The sequence below is a fragment of the Vibrio sp. SCSIO 43097 genome, assembly GCF_023650755.1.
Lineage (GTDB): Bacteria > Pseudomonadota > Gammaproteobacteria > Enterobacterales > Vibrionaceae > Vibrio > Vibrio alginolyticus.
Window position 1 is genome coordinate 2,452,292 of sequence record NZ_CP071840.1, and the last position, 18,993, is coordinate 2,471,284.

General features: G+C 44.4%; 16 protein-coding genes and 1 pseudogene. 4 read left to right on the plus strand and 13 right to left on the minus strand.

Annotated features, from left to right (window positions below; all coding sequences use genetic code 11):
- Positions 1-2: 2 nt before the first annotated feature.
- Positions 3-617 carry a tRNA-uridine aminocarboxypropyltransferase gene (locus J4N40_RS11880; RefSeq protein WP_025766956.1) on the minus strand — a complete coding sequence of 205 codons (615 nt, stop codon included), beginning with the start codon at positions 615-617 and terminating at the stop codon, positions 3-5.
- 3 nt (positions 618-620) lie between these two features.
- Here J4N40_RS11880 and rrtA point away from each other — a divergent pair, with 3 nt between their 5' ends.
- The gene (gene rrtA, locus J4N40_RS11885; protein ID WP_005382331.1) at positions 621-1,172 is read left to right on the plus strand and encodes a rhombosortase; all 552 of its coding nucleotides are present in this window, start codon (positions 621-623) and stop codon (positions 1,170-1,172) included.
- 98 nt (positions 1,173-1,270) lie between these two features.
- On the opposite strand, the gene J4N40_RS11890 is transcribed toward rrtA, so the two are convergent.
- The 8 genes and pseudogenes from J4N40_RS11890 to J4N40_RS11925 all read right to left on the minus strand — a co-directional run bounded on the left by J4N40_RS11890 (position 1,271) and on the right by J4N40_RS11925 (position 10,695).
- On the minus strand, positions 1,271-1,555 hold the full coding sequence (locus J4N40_RS11890; protein ID WP_031777211.1) for a ComEA family DNA-binding protein: 285 nt from the start codon (positions 1,553-1,555) through the stop codon (positions 1,271-1,273).
- A gap of 255 nt (positions 1,556-1,810) precedes the next feature.
- Complete coding sequence (gene ppiD, locus J4N40_RS11895; RefSeq protein WP_005382334.1) at positions 1,811-3,670, minus strand: peptidylprolyl isomerase; 1,860 nt, start codon at positions 3,668-3,670, stop codon at positions 1,811-1,813.
- A gap of 201 nt (positions 3,671-3,871) precedes the next feature.
- Positions 3,872-4,144 carry a non-specific DNA-binding protein Hbs gene (gene hbs / locus J4N40_RS11900; protein ID WP_005382341.1) on the minus strand — a complete coding sequence of 91 codons (273 nt, stop codon included), beginning with the start codon at positions 4,142-4,144 and terminating at the stop codon, positions 3,872-3,874.
- A gap of 191 nt (positions 4,145-4,335) precedes the next feature.
- Positions 4,336-6,687 (minus strand): endopeptidase La, encoded by a 2,352-nt coding sequence (lon, locus tag J4N40_RS11905; protein WP_005382343.1) that lies wholly within the window; start codon positions 6,685-6,687, stop codon positions 4,336-4,338.
- A gap of 130 nt (positions 6,688-6,817) precedes the next feature.
- Positions 6,818-8,098, minus strand: coding sequence for an ATP-dependent protease ATP-binding subunit ClpX (gene clpX, locus J4N40_RS11910; protein ID WP_005382345.1), 1,281 nt, complete (start codon positions 8,096-8,098; stop codon positions 6,818-6,820).
- A 70-nt stretch (positions 8,099-8,168) separates the two neighbouring features.
- Positions 8,169-8,795 carry an ATP-dependent Clp endopeptidase proteolytic subunit ClpP gene (gene clpP / locus J4N40_RS11915; protein WP_005382347.1) on the minus strand — a complete coding sequence of 209 codons (627 nt, stop codon included), beginning with the start codon at positions 8,793-8,795 and terminating at the stop codon, positions 8,169-8,171.
- A 105-nt stretch (positions 8,796-8,900) separates the two neighbouring features.
- On the minus strand, positions 8,901-10,208 hold the full coding sequence (gene tig, locus J4N40_RS11920) for a trigger factor (protein ID WP_005382251.1): 1,308 nt from the start codon (positions 10,206-10,208) through the stop codon (positions 8,901-8,903).
- Between the two features lie 274 nt (positions 10,209-10,482).
- Positions 10,483-10,695: pseudogene (locus tag J4N40_RS11925) on the minus strand (hypothetical protein).
- A 39-nt stretch (positions 10,696-10,734) separates the two neighbouring features.
- Here J4N40_RS11925 and J4N40_RS11930 point away from each other — a divergent pair.
- The 3 genes from J4N40_RS11930 (at position 10,735) to J4N40_RS11940 (ending at position 14,143) form a co-directional block, all read left to right on the plus strand.
- A complete protein-coding gene (locus J4N40_RS11930; RefSeq protein ID WP_115385828.1) occupies positions 10,735-12,540 on the plus strand; it encodes a sensor histidine kinase in 1,806 nt (601 codons plus the stop codon).
- 4 nt (positions 12,541-12,544) lie between these two features.
- On the plus strand, positions 12,545-13,882 hold the full coding sequence (locus J4N40_RS11935; protein ID WP_250654256.1) for a sigma-54-dependent transcriptional regulator: 1,338 nt from the start codon (positions 12,545-12,547) through the stop codon (positions 13,880-13,882).
- 78 nt (positions 13,883-13,960) lie between these two features.
- Positions 13,961-14,143, plus strand: coding sequence for a hypothetical protein (locus tag J4N40_RS11940; RefSeq protein ID WP_021034161.1), 183 nt, complete (start codon positions 13,961-13,963; stop codon positions 14,141-14,143).
- Between the two features lie 33 nt (positions 14,144-14,176).
- Here J4N40_RS11940 and J4N40_RS11945 read toward each other — a convergent pair whose 3' ends face one another.
- The 4 genes from J4N40_RS11945 to J4N40_RS11960 form a co-directional block, all read right to left on the minus strand.
- The gene (locus tag J4N40_RS11945; RefSeq protein WP_005382255.1) at positions 14,177-15,538 is read right to left on the minus strand and encodes a TRAP transporter large permease; all 1,362 of its coding nucleotides are present in this window, start codon (positions 15,536-15,538) and stop codon (positions 14,177-14,179) included.
- Positions 15,539-15,541: 3 nt separating this feature from the next.
- Positions 15,542-16,216 (minus strand): TRAP transporter small permease, encoded by a 675-nt coding sequence (locus J4N40_RS11950; RefSeq protein ID WP_005384308.1) that lies wholly within the window; start codon positions 16,214-16,216, stop codon positions 15,542-15,544.
- Positions 16,217-16,286: 70 nt separating this feature from the next.
- Positions 16,287-17,285, minus strand: a complete 999-nt coding sequence (locus J4N40_RS11955) for a TRAP transporter substrate-binding protein (protein ID WP_017634784.1) — start codon at positions 17,283-17,285, stop codon at positions 16,287-16,289.
- Positions 17,286-17,497: 212 nt separating this feature from the next.
- Positions 17,498-18,967: a protein adenylyltransferase SelO gene (locus J4N40_RS11960; protein WP_250654257.1), complete on the minus strand. Its 1,470-nt coding sequence runs from the start codon at positions 18,965-18,967 to the stop codon at positions 17,498-17,500.
- Positions 18,968-18,993: the final 26 nt, after the last annotated feature.

Genomic DNA, 18,993 nt, shown 5'->3' on the forward strand with positions numbered 1-18,993 from the left:
ACTCAACCTTTCAAGTAATTCTTTTCAAAAACGCCCGGAGGCATCTGGGCGATTTGGAATTCGATCATCTTTTCAAACGCACGCATCAGCGGTGTAAAGTCTCGCTCGGGTTCAAGCAAGCGAAGCGAATGATAACCAGCCTCGACTGTCGATAAGCTATTCTCAGAGGGCGCCTTACGAATGGTGTAGTGCCCTTGTAGTTGCTTAGGCAACTGCACGGTTGGGAGTGGATGTAAGTTGCTTGAGAGTTGCCACATTTTGTACGCTTTTTTCCACGTACCATCGAGCAAAATCAAACGTATTTTCTTAGATACACTATGACTCGCTTGAGTGATTTCAGAAATGCATCGTGACTCTTCTGATGGGTAAAGAACAAAATGTTGATATGACTCATCCGCTAATAAGTGATTTAAGGCATCATCACAAGAAAAGTCCTCTCCTATCAAACAAATACAGTTATCTAAACTCAAATTGAGAATCCGTGCCGTACCAAGCGGACGATGTTCTTCACTCGTGTGCTGAAGAATGATAAGTTCTACCTCGCTTGCCAGCGGTACAATCCATTGGCAAATACACGCTTTTTGCGATTTTCCACAACGAGAACAATAACGAGACATAGAGTGAACCTTTATACCTTGCTGAGTATTATCAGCGTGATCTGTTTGATACTTCAATTTGAACCAATGGCAAGCCTAACCGAGTGGCACAGCTACAATATACGCCATGGTGAATGGTGGCGAATCGTAACAGGAAATCTCACACATACCAACTTTGCGCACTTAGGAATGAACCTCGCCGGATTGTGGATCATTACTTTTATTTTTCGCCCAAGCACTCGTAACTTCCTTATCGTTTTTTCAATCTTATGTGCATGTGTTGGTGCGCTGAATTTGTTTACCAACATGTCGGTATACGTGGGTTTATCCGGCGTATTACACGGATTGTTTGGATTTTGGGCGCTCAGAGAAGTCTTTGAAAGCAGAAGAAGCAGTGTGTTGTTAGTTGGAGGACTAATCGCCAAAGTAGCATGGGAGCAGGTCTATGGCCCATCCAGCAGTACTGCTGAGCTTATCGGTGCAAACGTTGCTATTGATGCTCATATGTTTGGCGCACTCGGTGGGTTAGTAATGGCTTTACTGGAAAAAGGCCTTCGCCGTCGTTTATTCGGATAAAAAATCCCGAACCACGAAAGAGGGGCTGGTTCGGGAAAGCAGTAATAGGGAAACAGATATTGTTCTGAATTCAGACTCAATATCTGCAATACATCAAGCTACAGTAAAATGCGGTCTTCGTTTTTCTTAACTGTCGCTTCACCTATGCCTTTTACGCTCTTCAAATCTGCTGCCGTTTTAAAAGGGCCATGTTCCTCGCGGTAGTCCACTATACTCTGCGCTTTCTTCTCACCTATACCTTTCAACATGGTCGCAATTTCTTCAGCAGTGGCCGTGTTGATATTTACAGTAATTTCAATTCCTTCATATTTGTCAGTGGCTGAATCCGCAGCCATGCTAAAAGGTGCAAAAACAAATAAGCACAATGTCAAAATCCATTTCATATTGAACATACAATCTCCAAAATAGTAGGCTAAAAACAGTCGTCGAGAGCGAGTCACTATCAAGTTTGCAATGGAAAGCAATATGGTTATGCATTTAACAAACTGAGATGACCCGGAATTCACAACGGCCGCTATCACTTAAACGCGCACTAATTTAAGTAATGCCTATTGATGATTGAAGTTCATAAAGACAAAAATAAAACGGACCGCTTATGCGGTCCGTTTTATTCAACATACAAATTACACTAATTGTGCTTAGTTGCTCACAACAAAGTACTCAATGTCAGTATTTGCACGCAGTACGGCTAGTACAGATGATAAATCTTGCTGAGAAGATGCACGCTGCATTTGCATCGCAACTTGATCTTCTAACTCACTATCTAGCTCTGCGTTTACAGCATCAAGCTCGATGATAATGATGTTACCTTCAAGATCTTTAGACTGACCGTATACTGGTTTACCATCGACTGGTTTTGCCATCGCGAATACCGTTGTTGCTAACGGAGAACGACGATCTACTGTCTCTTGTTCACCAAAGGCAAGATTGTTTTCAGCAAGCACGTTCGTCTTACCTTCTTTCAATGCCGCAACGACTTGTGTTCCAAGTTCCATCGCTTCTTGCTCACCTTTAACACGAGATAGCTCTGCAACAACCTGATCTTTCACTTCTTCTAGTGGAAGAACTGTCTCGTCACGCGCATCTTCAACACGAACAACGATAATATGCTCAGGCGCAACTTCGATAGCTTCAGAGTTTAGGCCATCTTCTTTAACTTCAGGACTTAGGATAGCTTGCATTACCGCAGGGCTACGAAGCACTTCAGGTGCATCAACCTGAGAAATAAAGTCCGTTGTCTTCACTTCTTGGTTAACCGCTTGAGAAGCATCATACAATGAGTCTGGGTATTCAAACGCTACGCGCTCAAGCTCATTTTGCAACTCGTAGAATTGATCGATCGCTTGTTGGTCGACCATCTCTTGTTTGATTTCAGCAGCGACTTCTTCAAATGGCTTCGCCACAGAATCTTTTAGCTCTTCAAGCTTGATAATGTGATAGCCAAAGTCCGACTTTACTAGACCCGACGTATCGCCAGGATTCTTCAGTGCGAATGCCGCTTCTTCAAAAGCAGGGTCCATCACATCACGCTCAATCCAACCTAGGTCACCACCGTTTTCAGCGCTGCCAAAATCGTCAGATTTCTCTTGAGCAAGCGTCGCAAAATCTGCACCCGCGTTTAGCTCATCTAGGATAGCTTGCGCTTTTGCTTCATCGTCCCCTTCTACAAGAATGTGAGCGACACGTCGTTGCTCTTCTGAAGAGTATTTGTTTAAGTGCTCGTCGTAGTACTTTTTCACCTCAGCATCAGAAACATTAACTTGTTCCTTTAGCGCTTCAGCTGACAGTTCGATGTAAGAGACTTTAACCTGCTCTGGGCGTGTAAAGTTGTCTGGGTTTGCTTTGTAGTACTCTTGAATTTCTTCGTCGGTCAATTCAATATTTTTCGCAAACTCCGCTAAGTCGATCTGAATCGTGCGAATATCACGAGTTTGAGTGAACAGCTTGCCTTCTGCTTGTACTTCACCCGGCAGAATAAATTCACTGTTTTGTAGCGCATTCAGCAGTTGCTCACGAACCAATTCACGACGCATGTACTCAGCAAAAGAGTCTGGCGAAAAGCCTGCACGACGCAAAGAAGCTTGATAGATCTCTTGATCAAACTGACCATTAGATTGGAACTGAGGCATGTCTAGAATCATGCTACGCACTTGAGTGTCGCTGATTCGCAGACCCAAAGCTTCAGCTTGTTGGTCAAGCAACACGTCATTGATCATTCGATCTAAAACGGATTTGCGGAAAGATTCAACATATGCAGGGTCAGCCAGCATTTGAGAGAAGTAGTCACCCAACTGAGCTTGCATACGGTTACGCTCATTTTGGTATGCCATCTCGAACTCACCACGAGGAATCTCAGTGTTACCGACTTTCGCTGCAGAGTTGTTGCTACCACCAACGATGTAGCTACCTACACCTGCAAATACGAAAGACAGGATGATAAGTCCAAGGATAATTTTGACCGCGATGCTATTCACGCCTTCGCGTAGTCGATCCATCATAATTTAACTGCTCTCCACAATTGAAGCCTACTGCTTCTATCTAATAGAAATAATGGCGCAATAATATCAGAAAAAGAAATGCGCATCAGTATGATGCGCATAATTTAAGAAAGTTCGGCTCGAAGTTTGTAAATTTTTGTTCGAAACTTATTGTTTGAGCAAAAGTTAAGCAAATGGCCGGTTACAGAAATAACGCCGTGATTAGTTACAAGCGTCTTTCAGTGCTTTACCAGCTTTGAAAGCTGGTACTTTTGCTTCTGCGATTTGGATTTCTTCACCAGTTTTTGGGTTACGACCAGTACGTGCAGCACGAGTACGAACGCTGAATGTACCAAAGCCAACTAGAGCGACTTGATCACCAGATTGAAGAGTTCCGCTTACTGCTTCGATGAATGCATCTAGAGCACGACCCGCTGACGCTTTAGAAATATCTGCATTTTCTGCGATTTGTTCTACTAACTGAGTTTTATTCACTGTAATTTCCCCTTTGTGTCATCTGTGATTATTTTTGTGATGACTTTCGTTCCATTGTTAAGAAAATATGCTCCACCCCTTATTCATCAAGGGCTGGCAGCTATCGAAACTAACTTAGCGCCCAAAAAAAACGCTGACAAGCCTTTTTGGGCTTATCAGCGTAAACTTTTACTTATTTTTGCTACACATCACTATTTTTGAGACTCAAACTCAACGCCCGTCGGGTCTCGCTCTAGTGCGACTTTCAGTACTTCATCAATCCACTGTACAGGGATAACTTCCAGATCCGCGATAACATTATCAGGAATCTCTTCCAAATCACGCTCGTTATCTTTTGGAATTAGCACTGTCTTAATGCCACCACGGTGTGCCGCAAGTAACTTCTCTTTTAGGCCGCCGATAGGTAGAACCTCACCACGCAGTGTGATTTCACCCGTCATCGCTACTTCTGCTTTCACAGGGTTGCCTGTTAGAGAAGAAACCAATGCTGTACACATTGCTGTACCCGCACTTGGGCCATCTTTTGGTGTCGCGCCTTCCGGGACGTGTACGTGAATATCTTTCTTCTCGTAGAAGTCAGTATTGATACCTAGCTTTTCTGCACGAGAGCGAACCACTGTCATTGCTGCTTGGATAGACTCTTGCATCACATCACCAAGAGAACCCGTTTGTGTCAGCTTACCTTTACCTGGCATTGATTGAGTTTCAATCGTTAATAGATCGCCACCCACTTCGGTCCAAGCTAGGCCAGTTACTTGACCAATTCGGTTACTTTCATCCGCTTTACCGTAATCGAAACGTTGAACACCTAAGTACTCTTTTAGGTTGTCCATCGTTACCGTTACTGACTTGATGTCCTTATCCAGCAAGATGTTCTTCACCGCTTTACGGCAGATCTTAGAAATCTCACGCTCTAAGTTACGGACACCCGCTTCACGCGTGTAGTAACGAATGATGCCAATAATCGCAGAATCTTCAATGACGATCTCATCCGCTTTCAAGCCATTACGCTTCACTTGTTTATCAACAAGGTGACGTTTTGCAATGTTCAGCTTCTCGTCTTCGGTGTAACCAGATAAACGAATAACTTCCATACGGTCTAACAATGGACCCGGGATGTTCATCGAGTTCGATGTCGCAACAAACATAACGTCAGAGAGATCGTAATCCACTTCTAGGTAGTGATCGTTGAACGAGTTATTCTGTTCAGGATCAAGTACTTCTAGTAGAGCCGATGCCGGATCACCACGCATATCGGAAGACATTTTGTCGATTTCGTCCAATAAGAACAGCGGGTTCTTCACACCAACCTTCGACATCTTCTGGATCAATTTGCCTGGTAATGAGCCGATATAAGTACGACGGTGACCACGAATTTCCGCTTCATCACGCACACCACCCAACGCCATACGAACATACTTACGGCCTGTAGCTGAAGCAATTGAACGACCAAGAGACGTTTTACCTACACCAGGAGGACCAACAAGACAAAGGATAGGACCTTTTAGCTTGTTGATACGGTTTTGAACAGCCAGGTATTCAAGGATACGTTCTTTGACGCGTTCTAGACCGTAGTGATCTTCATTAAGAACCTCTTCTGCTTTCGCTAAGTTTTTCTTAACTTTTGAGCGCTTAGCCCAAGGAACGCTGACCATCCAATCGATGTAGCTACGAACCACTGTTGCTTCAGCAGACATTGGAGACATCATCTTAAGCTTTTGCAGCTCTTGCTCTGTCTTTTCACGTGCCTCTTGAGGCATTTTTGATTCGTCAATCTTCTTCTGTAGCGTTTCGAACTCGTCTGGTGCGTCTTCCATCTCACCAAGTTCTTTCTGAATCGCTTTCATTTGCTCATTCAGATAATACTCACGCTGAGATTTTTCCATTTGCTTTTTAACGCGACCACGAATTCGTTTTTCAACTTGCAGCAAGTCGATCTCTGATTCCATCTGGCCCATCAGGAATTCCAGACGCTCAGTGACGTCAACAATTTCAAGCACTTGCTGCTTATCCACCAACTTTAACGGCATATGAGCCGCAATGGTATCCGCTAAGCGTGCGGCTTCGTCGATACCATTAAGTGACGTTAGCACTTCTGGTGGAATCTTCTTGTTTAGCTTAATGAACCCTTCAAACTGATTAATCGCGCTGCGAACAATCACTTCTTGCTCACGCTCATCCAATTCTGGCGTAACAACAAATTCAGCTTCCGCTAGGAAAAAGTCACTCTCTTTAAAGTGATTGATTTTTGCTCGCTGCTGGCCTTCGACCAATACTTTTACTGTGCCATCCGGAAGCTTCAAGAGCTGGAGAATGGTGGCTACCGTACCTACGTCAAATAGGTCGTCAACCGTAGGCTCGTCAGTATCCGCTTGCTTTTGTGCCACAAGAAGAACTTGTTTGTTGGTTTCCATCGCCGTTTCTAGACAGCTAATCGATTTCTCACGACCAACAAACAATGGAATAACCATGTGTGGGTAGACCACTACGTCACGTAGAGGTAGTACCGGGATCTCGATACGCTCGGAACGTTCCAAGTTCATATAATTCTCTCTTCCGCTTTCACGTTTAACGTATTACTTAAGGCAGTATATGGGGGCTAATTGTTTGGATTCAATAAGAGAAATAAAAAAAGGAGGTAATTACTTACCTCCTTTTTCATTATGGCTGAATTTACTCTGCTCCAGCTGCCTGATTGTCTGCGTTACTGTAAATAAGCAGTGGCTCTGACTCGCCATTAATGACGGACTCATCAATCACGACTTTACTAACGTCTGTTGCAGATGGTAATTCGTACATGGTTTCAAGTAGCACGCCTTCAAGAATCGAGCGTAAGCCACGAGCACCTGTTTTACGCTCCATTGCTTTTTTCGCGATAGCGCGCAGCGCATCTTCACGGAATTCAAGTTCGGCGTTTTCTAGCTCAAACAATGCTGCATATTGCTTGGTCAGTGCGTTCTTCGGTTCACATAGGATCTGAATCAACGCTTCTTCATCAAGCTCAGTCAGTGTTGTTGTTACAGGTAGACGACCAATGAATTCTGGAATGAGGCCGTACTTCACTAAGTCTTCAGGTTCAACTTGAGTAAATAGCTCACCTACCGTCTTCGATTCATTCTTCGAACGAACTTCAGCACCAAAGCCAATACCTGTACCTGTTGCAACACGCTGCTCAATCACCTTGTCTAAGCCAGCAAAAGCACCACCACAAATGAACAGGATCTTAGATGTGTCCACTTGTAGGAATTCTTGCTGAGGATGCTTACGACCACCTTGAGGTGGAACCGATGCAACCGTACCTTCGATAAGTTTTAGTAGCGCCTGCTGAACACCTTCACCAGATACGTCACGCGTAATAGATGGGTTTTCAGCTTTGCGTGAAATCTTATCAATTTCATCAATGTAAACGATGCCGCGTTCTGCTTTAGCTACATCGTAATCACATTTTTGCAGAAGCTTTTGGATGATGTTTTCAACGTCTTCACCTACGTAACCGGCTTCGGTTAGTGTCGTCGCGTCTGCCATTGTAAATGGCACATCCAAGAATCGAGCTAATGTCTCCGCAAGTAGTGTTTTACCGCTACCTGTAGGACCAATTAGAAGGATGTTACTCTTACCAAGCTCCACACCTTCGCTCGTTGTATCACCATTGCGTAAACGCTTGTAGTGGTTATATACCGCAACTGCGAGCACTTTTTTCGCGTAATCTTGCCCGATCACATAGTCATCAAGGTGTTCACGGATCTGTTTTGGCGTTGGTAACGCTTCAGATTCTTTCTTAGGGAGAACATCCTTGATTTCTTCGCGAATAATATCGTTACATAAGTCGACACACTCGTCGCAAATGTACACTGACGGACCTGCGATTAGCTTGCGAACTTCGTGCTGACTTTTGCCGCAGAAAGAACAGTACAGCAATTTACCGCTGCCACTTTCTTTGCTTTTATCTGTCATTCGCTAACCTCTTAGCCTTTACTCTTCATGAATGAGTGTATATCAATTTTTGCCAAAATGCGCTGGCTAATTACTCGCCACGGTGGCTTAACACTGCATCCACGATACCGTATTCCACAGCCTGCTCTGATGACATGAAGTTATCACGATCAGTATCGCGCTCAATGACTTCAAGAGGTTGGCCTGTATGTTCTGCTAACAACTTGTTTAGCTTCTGTTTAATCGTCAGGATTTCCTGAGCATGGATTTGGATATCAGAAGCTTGACCCTGGAAACCACCCAATGGTTGGTGGATCATTACACGTGAGTTAGGCAGTACGTAACGCTTACCTGGCGCACCACCTGCAAGCAGGAAGGCACCCATTGAACATGCTTGACCCATACACACAGTGCTGACATTTGGCTTAATGAACTGCATGGTATCGTAAATAGACATACCAGCTGTTACGCTGCCGCCTGGCGAGTTGATGTATAGGAAAATATCTTTATCTGGATTTTCAGATTCTAGGAAAAGTAGCTGAGCCACGACAAGGTTTGCCATGTGGTCTTCCACTTGACCCGTTAAAAAAATCACGCGCTCTTTAAGCAGACGTGAGTAGATGTCGTAAGAGCGTTCGCCTCGGGAAGTTTGTTCAACCACCATTGGTACTAGCGCGTCCATAATTGGCGACATTGCATTTTTTTCTTGGTAGCTCATATTCTTATGTCCCTAAAATAAATGGCCCGGATGATGACTATCATACGGACCATTGTTAGCAGAATAGTTAACGTTAAGTCAACCTTCTACGCAAGATATTGCTTATTAAGCAGCAGGTTGTTGTTGGTTAAGTAGCTCGTTGAAGCCTACTTCTTTCTCAGAAACCTGTGCTTTAGCGATGATCGCGTCGATTGCTTGCTCTTCTAGAGCTACGTTGCGCATGTTGTTCATCATTTCTTCGTTTTGCTCGTAGTAAGCAATAACTTCTGATGGATCTTCGTATGCAGTAGCCATTTCTTCGATTAGAGCTTTAACTTTCTCGTCGTCCGCTTTTAGCTCTTCAGATTTGATTACTTCACCTAGTAGAAGACCAACAACTACGCGACGTTTAGCTTGTTCTTCGAACAGTTCACGTGGAAGCTGAGCAGCAGCTTCTGGGTTACCACCGAAGCGTTGTGCAGCTTGTTGACGCAGAACTTGGATTTCTTGCTCGATAAGCGCTGATGGTACGTTGATGTCGTTTTGCTCAACTAGACCGTCAATCGCTTGCTCTTTGATGCGGTTCTTAACAGCTTGCTTAAGTTCGCGTTCCATGTTCTTACGAACTTCAGCTTTAAGTGCTTCAACACCACCTTCAACAACACCGAACTTAGCAACGAACTCGTCGTTTAGTTCTGGTAGTTCACGAGCTTCAACTTTGTTCACTTTGATTGCGAACTTAGCTGCTTTACCTTTTAGGTTTTCAGCGTGGTAATCTTCTGGGAAAGTCACGTCGATGTCGAATTCCATACCAGCAGTTTTACCTGCGATACCGTCTTCGAAACCAGGGATCATGCGACCAGCACCCATTTCTAGAGGGAAGTTCTCAGCTTTACCACCTTCGAACTCTTCACCGTCGATAGAACCAACGAAGTCGATGCTTACGCGTTTGCCATCTTCTGCTGCTTCTTCAACTTCAACCCAAGTTGCTTGTTGCTTACGTAGAGTATCGATCATCTCTTCTACGTCTGCATCTTTAACTTCTGTTAGTGGTTTTTCAACAGTGATGCTCTCTAGGCCTTTAAGCTCAACTTCTGGGTAAACTTCAAAAGTTGCAGTGAAAACTAGGTCTGAACCTTCTTTGTTCTCTACAGGAGCGAAAGTTGGAGCGCCAGCTGGGTTGATTTTCTCTTTAACGATAGCTTCGATGAAGTGGCGTTGCATTACTTCACCAAGAACGTCTTGACGTACTGCTTTGCCGTACATCTTAGCAACCATTTTTAGAGGCACTTTACCCTTACGGAAACCATCGAAACGACGGTTTTTAGCGATGTTGCGTAGTTCAGCTGTTACAGCGTCTTCGATGTTTGCAGCTGGAACAGTAATGTTTAGACGGCGCTCTAGGCCCTCTAGCGTTTCAACAGTAACTTGCATTATATATAAACCTCTAAAGTGGCTCGGTTTTCCGAGCGTATGAGCGAAACTCAGAGGAGCTTACGCTTCATCCTTGTGTAGTGTTCTGTCCGAACACCTAATTTAAAATCGAGTATCGATACTGGTTGTCAGTACCGGACTAATCAGTGATATCTTCGATAAAATAACCAAAGGTATCTCCTATTAGCCTCAGGACAGAATTTTTAGACGCGACATTCTAGCGATCTGTCGCAACCCTGTCGAGCCAATAGCCACTATGTGGACATTGTCTGCGCTAAATTCTCGAATGCTGACCCATTTTTTCTTCAAAAATGCGATTCAGACACCGTCTAAGCATCGCCAGCATATCTAGAATGGGGACAATAGCGACTTTTTCAAGAGAATCGACCGGTTTTTTTATCGAAAAGCCTAAAAAGAGATCTTGCTCTTGTTTTACTCCACAGAGTTGAAAACTAAATCCCTAATCCTTCCTACAAACTATTAACATTTTCTTACGTGACCAAAGGAAGTTGTAAGGAGTGTAAGGATGTCGCAAAAAAAACGGATTCTGCTGACATTTTTTGCTTTCTATTTCCTGTGCGCAATTATCGGTGGCCATTGGGTTTGGCAGACCAGTTATCAATCTCTACTTGATAAACACCAATCACAGCTTGAGCAATTTTCTGGCCATATAAAAAATAAACTCGATAAGTACGCCCATATCCCAAATCTTCTAGCTAAAGATGATCCACTTTATCAAGCGCTTCTGCACCCCAACAACAGTGCGCAACTGGAAATCACTAATCGGTATTTAGAATCCGTTAATGGCGTGATTGAAGCAGCGGACACCTACTTAATCGATCAATGGGGTACAACGATCGCAGCCAGCAACTGGCGTAAAGAGCGCTCCTTTATCGGGCGAAATTTTGCATTTCGCCCTTATTTCAAACAAGCCATTGTAGGCAAAAGAAGCCAATACTACGCACTGGGCTCAACATCTGGTAAACGTGGCTACTACTATTCTTATCCCATCGTATACGCTGGCGGTGTACTTGGTGTCGTCGTGGTGAAGATGGACCTAAGTAAGATAGAGGACAACTGGCAGCAACCTAACAGTGTTTTTGTCGCCAGCGACCCATACGGAATTGTTTTCATGAGTAGCCGAAGTGAATGGCTACTCAAAAGCTTACGACCACTGACAAAAAAAGAGAAAAAGCAAGTTTGGGCAAGCCAACAATATCTTGATGCGCCAATTGAAACGCTTGGATTAGTGGGTAGTTTGGACGAGGTGCATTCTGAGCTTAAACAGGGTTACCCATACAATAAAGGAACCTTGGTGGTCTCTTCGCTGCCCCTTCCCGAACTCAAACTGACAATTCGTGTGCTGTCTCCTAAACAGTCTATCGTTTGGTTCACCATGGGTTACATCTTTGTACTCACTCTAGCATTCATGGTTTTGTTTTTAATTGGTCAGCTTATTTATCACCGTCAACAGCGTCACTTGCAAATTGAACGAATTCAACAAGAAGCCAATCAAAAGTTGGAATATCAAGTCATGGCACGGACTGCCGAGTTGCAAGCGGAGATCGCACAGCGTATCGATACCGAGCAAACTTTACGCGTTACTCAAGACGAATTGGTGCAAGCAGCGAAACTCGCGGTGTTAGGACAAATGTCGGCCAGTATCAGCCATGAACTGAATAATCCACTTGCGGCAATTCGTAGCTTTGCGGAGAACGGCAAGCTGTTTCTAAAAAAAGAAAAATATGAGCGAGTGGAAGATAATCTCACTCGCATTTCTGCTCTCACTGACCGTATGGCAAATATCAGTCAGCAACTTCGCTCTTTCGCCAAAAAAACCAGTGGTGACGAGTTGGCTCAATCTCGATTGTTCCCTGTTATTGCCTCTGTAAAAGAACTGATGAAGCCCGCATTTAAATCAGGGCGCGTCACGTTAGAAACAAATTTGCCAGAGCATGATGTTGAAGTGCAGATCAATATTATTCAACTGGAGCAAGTGTTGGTCAATTTACTGACTAATGCGATAGAAGCACTCAAAGAACAACAAGACAAACAGGTAGAATTATCTGTAGAACACGATGAGCACACTGATTTGGTTTGGATTCATGTTGATGATAATGGCCCAGGGCTTGGCTCTTTCTCACTTTCTGATTTATGTGAACCGTTTCTAACCACTAAACTGAACGGTTTAGGTTTGGGTCTCTCTATCTCGCAACAAATCTTAGCCAGTATGAAAGGAAAATTATGTGCCCATAATCGAGAACAAGGCGGCGCTCGATTCTCATTGTGTTTACCTATCACTTCTTACAACACTGAACCATCAAAAGGATAAGATCATGTGTCAGGTGTTTTTTATTGATGATGAGGCCAATCTCAGAATCGCTATAGAACAGACCTTTGAACTGGCGGATATCGACGCCAAGTTTTTTGTGGATGCAGAATCGGCTTTAATAGCGATGCAGCAAGGAGAAGAAGCTGGCGTCGTGGTCACTGATATCTGTTTGCCGGGCATTTCTGGTATGGATATGCTGACAACTTTGACTCAACGCGATGCAAACTTACCCGTCATCATGATCACTGGACACGGTGATATTTCCATGGCTGTGCAAGCCCTTCATCAAGGCGCTTACGACTTTATTGAGAAACCTTTTGCGCCAGAACATTTGGTTGAAACGGTTAAGCGGGCGATTGAGAAGCGCAAACTAACCAATGAAAATGAAAAACTGCGCCTGTCACTTAAAGCCAGTAAAACCCTTGGTCCACGAGTTATTGGTGAAACCTCTAGCATCCAAATATTACGAGAGACCATCACCCAAATCGCCGATACCGACGCCGATATTTTATTGTTTGGTGAAACCGGTACAGGGAAAGAGTTAATCGCTCGTTCTTTACATGAGCAAAGCTCTCGCCGGAACCAAAACTTTGTCGCCGTAAATTGTGGAGCGGTTCCAGAGAACTTAATTGAGAGTGAACTCTACGGCCATGAAAAAGGCGCATTCACTGGCGCCGAAAGCCGTCGTATCGGTAAATTTGAGTTTGCACAAGGCGGCACACTTTTCTTGGATGAGATCGAGTCGATGCCTATCCAAGCCCAAATTCGTTTATTGAGGGTATTACAAGAGCGCGTGATTGAGCGTGTCGGTTCAAATGAATTATTGCCTTTAGATATTCGAGTGATTGCCGCAACAAAGGTCGATTTAAAACACGCAGCTGAAGAAGGTACTTTTCGTCAGGACCTCTATTATCGGCTCAATGTCGTGACCTTGGATCTCCCGCCACTACGCGAACGAAAAGAAGACATTCCAGCCCTCTTTCACCACTTTCTGTTGGTAGCAGCTTCACGTTATGGCAAAAGCTCACCTAGCTTGTCACCCCAAGATCTAGCGCAACTGATGAGCCATGACTGGCCTGGCAATGTTCGAGAACTCAGAAATGCTGCAGAGCGTTTTGTGCTATTGGGTAAGTTAATTCAGTTGGGAGAATCGAACCCAGTTGCTAAGTCTTCCTCAAGCCTTGCAGAGCAAGTGGCGGAGTTTGAGAGAGCAGCCATTGAAGGCGCTTTATTAGAGAACAACGGTAGTATTAAACAGACAATGTGCCAATTGAATGTGCCAAGAAAAACCCTTTACGACAAGATGCAGCGCTACCAAATAAATAAAGACCTTTACAAATAAAACACGTTCAAATAGCTGGCATTATACTCAACTTGAATCATAATTTTTAACAACGGGTTTATCATGGTTGTTATAGATATGAACGAAAAAGTGAGAATACCGATTGTTACAGATACCGTGCTCGTAGACGGTTGCTATCAAGAAGAGAGAAGATTCGGTGAAGAGCGTCGTAAAAATAAAAAGAGGTGGCGACACTATGAACGTCGAATTAATTCAGACCCGCGCAAAACTTGTTACAAGTCAATAGACGAAGAGGTGTGAATTCTCACACCTCTTTCTACTTTCTGGCTTCCATTACTTGGTAATGATCTCCGGCCCCATCAAGGTAGTAGGCAACCAAGTCGAAACCCATGGTACATATGTGACGATAATTAGGAACAAGAACATCACTCCAACCCAGGGTAATGCTGCCTTCACTACGTTCATCATCGACATTTTGGCAACACCAGCGGTCACAAATAAGTTAAGACCCACGGGCGGCGTTATCATTCCTATCTCCATATTCACCACCATCATTATGCCCAAATGAATTGGGTCTATACCTAATGCAATCGCAATTGGGAACACGAGCGGCGCAACAATGATCAACAAGCCTGATGGCTCCATGAACTGACCACCAATCAGCAACAAGACGTTCACCACAATCAAAAAAGTGATTGGTCCGAGACCAGCCGAGAGCATCGACTCAGTGATCATTTGCGGGATGCGTTCTTCCGTTAAAACATGCTTCAAAATTAAGGCATTAGCAATGATGAACAGCAGCATGATGGTGAGTTTGCCCGCTTCATACAGGGTGTGTTTCGTGTCTTTATGAACAAAGGTTTGGAAGATTTTAACGAGCGCAGGTTTAGTGTTTTTCTTGTCTGCAAATGGCCCCATGTCTTTGTATACAAAGTTAGCAATAAAGAATGAGTACACAGCAGCAACCGCAGCGGCTTCTGTCGGCGTAAAGATACCGCCATAGATACCACCAAGAATGATGACGACCAACAACAAGCCCCAGCTTGCATCCTTGGCGGCATCAAAAGTTTCTTTCCAACCGACAAAAGGTTGCTTTGGAAGGTTCTTGATTCTCGCGGCAATGTAAATCGCGATCATCAACATGACACCCGCCAGCAAACCGGGAATCACACCACCAAGGAACATACGTCCAACTGACACATCCGTTGCGGCTGCATACACCACCATCACAATCGAAGGTGGGATCAAAATCCCTAGCGTACCTGCGTTACAAATTACCCCAGAGGCAAACTCTTTTGAGTAACCGTTTTTGATCATACCTGCGATAACAATACTACCTATGGCAACAACCGTTGCAGGTGAGGAACCTGACAACGCGGCAAACATCATACACGCTACAACCGAAGCCATCGCCAAACCGCCGCGGAACCAGCCTACAATGGCAATGGCGAAACGAATGATCCGCTTTGCTACGCCACCCGTCGACATAAAGCTTGAAGCCAATATAAAGAATGGAATAGCCAATAGCGTGTAGTGGCCCGCGAATGCATTAAACAGCGTTTGAGCAACTGACGCTAAAGAGGCATCCGAATGCATTAAAAGGAAAAGAACACTGGAAAGGCCCAGCGAAATAGCAATTGGCACGCCAACCAGCATAAAGCCAATTACCATCAAAAATAGAAATAAGATATCCATGGCTTATTGCTCCTTGTTTTTAGCGTCTTGCGAGGCCTTTGGAGCCATTACGTCTTCAGCGTCACTCATCTCAGCTTTAAGAGATTCGAGCTCTTCCTCCGCTTCATGTCCTGCAATCAAGCGATCGAGCTTACCAGTAGCGATTTGCCACGTGACTTGAACAAATCTAAACGTTAGTAGCGCCATTCCAAGTGGCAAAGCGAAGTAAGGAATAAAACGTGGCAGCTTTTCATAACGCTCTCCCTCATTCAACCAGTCGGCCATGAACTGGAGTATTTCAGGCATCGGAATATCGTCCGTTTCATACCACGCTCGGTCGGTAGCGAACGGATACCAGTAGTTCCAAGCGCCAATTAACAGCAAAATAGAGAAGGCTAAGCAACACATTGCTGCAAAAAGCGCCAGGGCTTTTCGTTTACCTTCCGGAACGATGTTAATAATGACATCGACACCAATATGAAAGTGTTTTTTCACACCATAAGATGCGCCAACCAACACCATCCATGCGAACATGAAAACGGTGAGCTCAAGCGCCCAAAGAATATTGTCGTTAAAGACATAACGAAAGATGACATTGGCAAAGGTCAGCAAGGTCATGGCACCCAAGAAGAAAGCAATCAAAGTCTCTTCAATGGCATCGGTGATTCGTCCAGCCTTGGCAAAAAAAGTCTGTTCCATAATTACATCACGTCGTCTGTAGGGGGAAAGAGCCCCCTCAGTTTGAGAGGGCTAAATGTGCTAGGTGTTATTATTTTTGGTTAGACGCCAAAGCGGCTTCGATTAGGTCAGAACCAATGTCTTTTTCGAACTTCTTCCATACTGGTTGAAGTGCAGTGACCCATTCTTGGCGCTGTTCTGGCGTTAGAGTACGAACCACACCACCTGCCTCGATGATATTGTTCTTATTCGCAAGGTTTACTTTGGTTGACTCAGCATTACGCTGCGCAGTTACCTCTTGAATAATGGTATTTAACTGCTCGCGCTGATCATCTGGTAGGTTTTTCCAGAAGTCGTTTGACGTCACAACTAAGTAATCCAGAATTCCGTGGTTCGTTTCCGTAATGCCATCTTGAACTTCGAAGAATTTTTTGCCGTAAATGTTTGACCAAGTATTTTCTTGACCATCAATAACCTTAGTTTGCAAGCCGCCGTAAACTTCTTTGAACGACATTTTTTGTGGGTTAGCACCTAGCTGCTCAAACTGAGCAACGAGTACATCAGACGCTTGAACACGGAACTTAAGTCCTTCAGCATCAGTTGGAGAAATGAGCGGCTTGTTGGCTGACATTTGCTTCATGCCGTTATGCCAAAACGCAATGCCTTGTAGGCCACGACGTTTCATTGAATTTTTCAGCTTTTCACCCGCTTCCGAGTTTTGGAAACGGTCAACCGCGTCGACATCATCGAACAAGAAAGGAAGATCGAAAAGGCGGTACTTCTTGGTGAATTTCTCAAACTTAGAAAGAGAAGGAGCAGCGAGTTGAACATCACCATTCAGTAGCGCTTCCAACACTTTGTCATCATCATAAAGTGTTGAGTTAGGAAATACCTGCATACAGACTTTACCGTTCATCTCTTCGTTGACGCGCTTTTCAAGTAACGAAGCCGCGATGCCTTTAGGGTGTTTGTCCGCATTCGTTACATGGCTAAACTTGATGACCGTTTCACCCGGGTCACAATTTGCGGCAGCATTAAAACTGGTAACAGCAAGTGCAGAGACAGATAGTAGAGTTAGAGGCTTAAACATTATTATTCTCCTTGTTGAATCACATCCCATCCCGTCCATGAGTAACTAGGTGTTAGGCGATGGGTACGGATGTTCAACAAGGAGCAATTAATGGACCATGTTAAAATTTATATTTATTTCAATAAATTAACATAGCCCATTAACATGAATCCGAAGTGTAACGAGTGAATTCCACCCAAGAAAAAGATACAAATGGGTGGGAAATGACCCATTTATGAAGAACAGCTTATCTCCATTTTCTTCCCCCATTCCGGTGGCAATTTCGCGTAATCATCAAACTCGGGTTGCTCATCAAATGGGCGTTTTAACAGTTCGGCCAATCGGTGTAATTCGCTAAAGTCCCCTTCTTCCGCTTTATCAATCGCCAACTGAGCCAAGTAGTTACGCAAGATGTATTTGGGATTGGCCTGACGCATCTGTTTGCAACGCTGTTCGGTTGAAATCAGGCCCCCTAGTTCATCAACCTCTAGCTCACACCGAGCTAAGTACAGATCAAGCCAAGCTCGCGCAGCTTCTCGGTCGAGAAATAAATCGATTACGGCTTGGGAAGGCGCATTATCAAGGTTTGAAAGTGTTCTGAAGAAGCGAGTGTAGTCCGTTTTGTTCTGGTGAAGAAGCTCAAACATAGCTTCAAACAAATGCCCGTCTTCCGCTATCTTAGTTTTTAAGCCCAACTTCTCACGCATGAGGCGGCTGAACTGCTGGCTTAAATGAACTTCAAATTGACTCAACGACGATTCTAAATCTTCTCGTTCAACGAGTGGCGATAGCGCATGCGCCAATGCTGACAGGTTCCAAAGCGCAATTCTAGGCTGTTGATCAAATGCGTAACGACCCTGGTAGTCTGAATGATTACAAATGTATCCCGGCTCATAATCATCAAGAAAGCCAAACGGACCATAATCAAAAGTTTGCCCAAGAATTGACATGTTATCGGTATTCATCACACCATGCGCAAAACCAAAAGCTTGCCAATATGCGATCATCTCGGCTGTTTTAGTCACGATGGCGTCAAACATCGCGGCATATGGTTTCTCCGCCGATGCACAGTCAGCAAAGTGCCACTCAATCACCTTATCCGCCAACAGCTTCTGCTCTGCTAACTGGTTGGTGTAAAAGAAATGCTCAAAGTGACCGAATCGAACATGGGTTTCAGCCATTCGAAGTAACAAAGCGCCCGATTCCGTTTTTTCTCGATAAACAGGTGTATCACTGACCATCATACCGAGAGCACGTGTCGTGGGAGCCCCAAGGCCCGCCATGGCTTCACTGCACAAGTACTCACGGATAGTTGAGCGTAATACCGCTCGCCCATCTCCCATTCGCGAGTAAGGCGTTAGCCCTGCACCTTTGAGGTGAAGATCAAACCAAGTACCATCCTGATGCTCAATTTCTGCCAACAGTAATCCACGTCCATCGCCCAAATCTGGGTTGTAAACGCCAAACTGATGGCCTGCATATTTCATCGCAAGAGGACGAAATTGTTCGAATTCACTTAGCCCAGAAAAAACCGCCAATAACTCATCGTTTTGCTCTTCTGGTAAACCAAACTGCTGTGCAAACTCACCATTCCAAGCGACCCAGCGAGTGTTGTCCAAGGGTTGTGGCTCGACCAACGTATAGAACGCTGACGGTAATTGACTAAAGCGATGGGTGAAATTGACCCGTTGCCAAATGGACATGTAGGGTTCCTTAATAAAAAGAAGTA

Bases quoted from the DNA above. Each gene is read 5' to 3' on its own strand.
- J4N40_RS11880 (WP_025766956.1), bottom strand. From the start codon at position 617: ATGTCTCGTTATTGTTCTCGTTGTGGAAAATCGCAAAAAGCGTGTATT.
- J4N40_RS11890 (WP_031777211.1), bottom strand. From the start codon at position 1,555: ATGAAATGGATTTTGACATTGTGCTTATTTGTTTTTGCACCTTTTAGC.
- ppiD (WP_005382334.1), bottom strand. From the start codon at position 3,670: ATGATGGATCGACTACGCGAAGGCGTGAATAGCATCGCGGTCAAAATT.
- lon (WP_005382343.1), bottom strand. From the start codon at position 6,687: ATGAACTTGGAACGTTCCGAGCGTATCGAGATCCCGGTACTACCTCTA.
- clpX (WP_005382345.1), bottom strand. From the start codon at position 8,098: ATGACAGATAAAAGCAAAGAAAGTGGCAGCGGTAAATTGCTGTACTGT.
- clpP (WP_005382347.1), bottom strand. From the start codon at position 8,795: ATGAGCTACCAAGAAAAAAATGCAATGTCGCCAATTATGGACGCGCTA.
- tig (WP_005382251.1), bottom strand. From the start codon at position 10,208: ATGCAAGTTACTGTTGAAACGCTAGAGGGCCTAGAGCGCCGTCTAAAC.
- J4N40_RS11930 (WP_115385828.1), top strand. From the start codon at position 10,735: ATGTCGCAAAAAAAACGGATTCTGCTGACATTTTTTGCTTTCTATTTC.
- J4N40_RS11935 (WP_250654256.1), top strand. From the start codon at position 12,545: ATGTGTCAGGTGTTTTTTATTGATGATGAGGCCAATCTCAGAATCGCT.
- J4N40_RS11940 (WP_021034161.1), top strand. From the start codon at position 13,961: ATGAACGAAAAAGTGAGAATACCGATTGTTACAGATACCGTGCTCGTA.
- J4N40_RS11945 (WP_005382255.1), bottom strand. From the start codon at position 15,538: ATGGATATCTTATTTCTATTTTTGATGGTAATTGGCTTTATGCTGGTT.
- J4N40_RS11950 (WP_005384308.1), bottom strand. From the start codon at position 16,216: ATGGAACAGACTTTTTTTGCCAAGGCTGGACGAATCACCGATGCCATT.
- J4N40_RS11955 (WP_017634784.1), bottom strand. From the start codon at position 17,285: ATGTTTAAGCCTCTAACTCTACTATCTGTCTCTGCACTTGCTGTTACC.
- J4N40_RS11960 (WP_250654257.1), bottom strand. From the start codon at position 18,967: ATGTCCATTTGGCAACGGGTCAATTTCACCCATCGCTTTAGTCAATTA.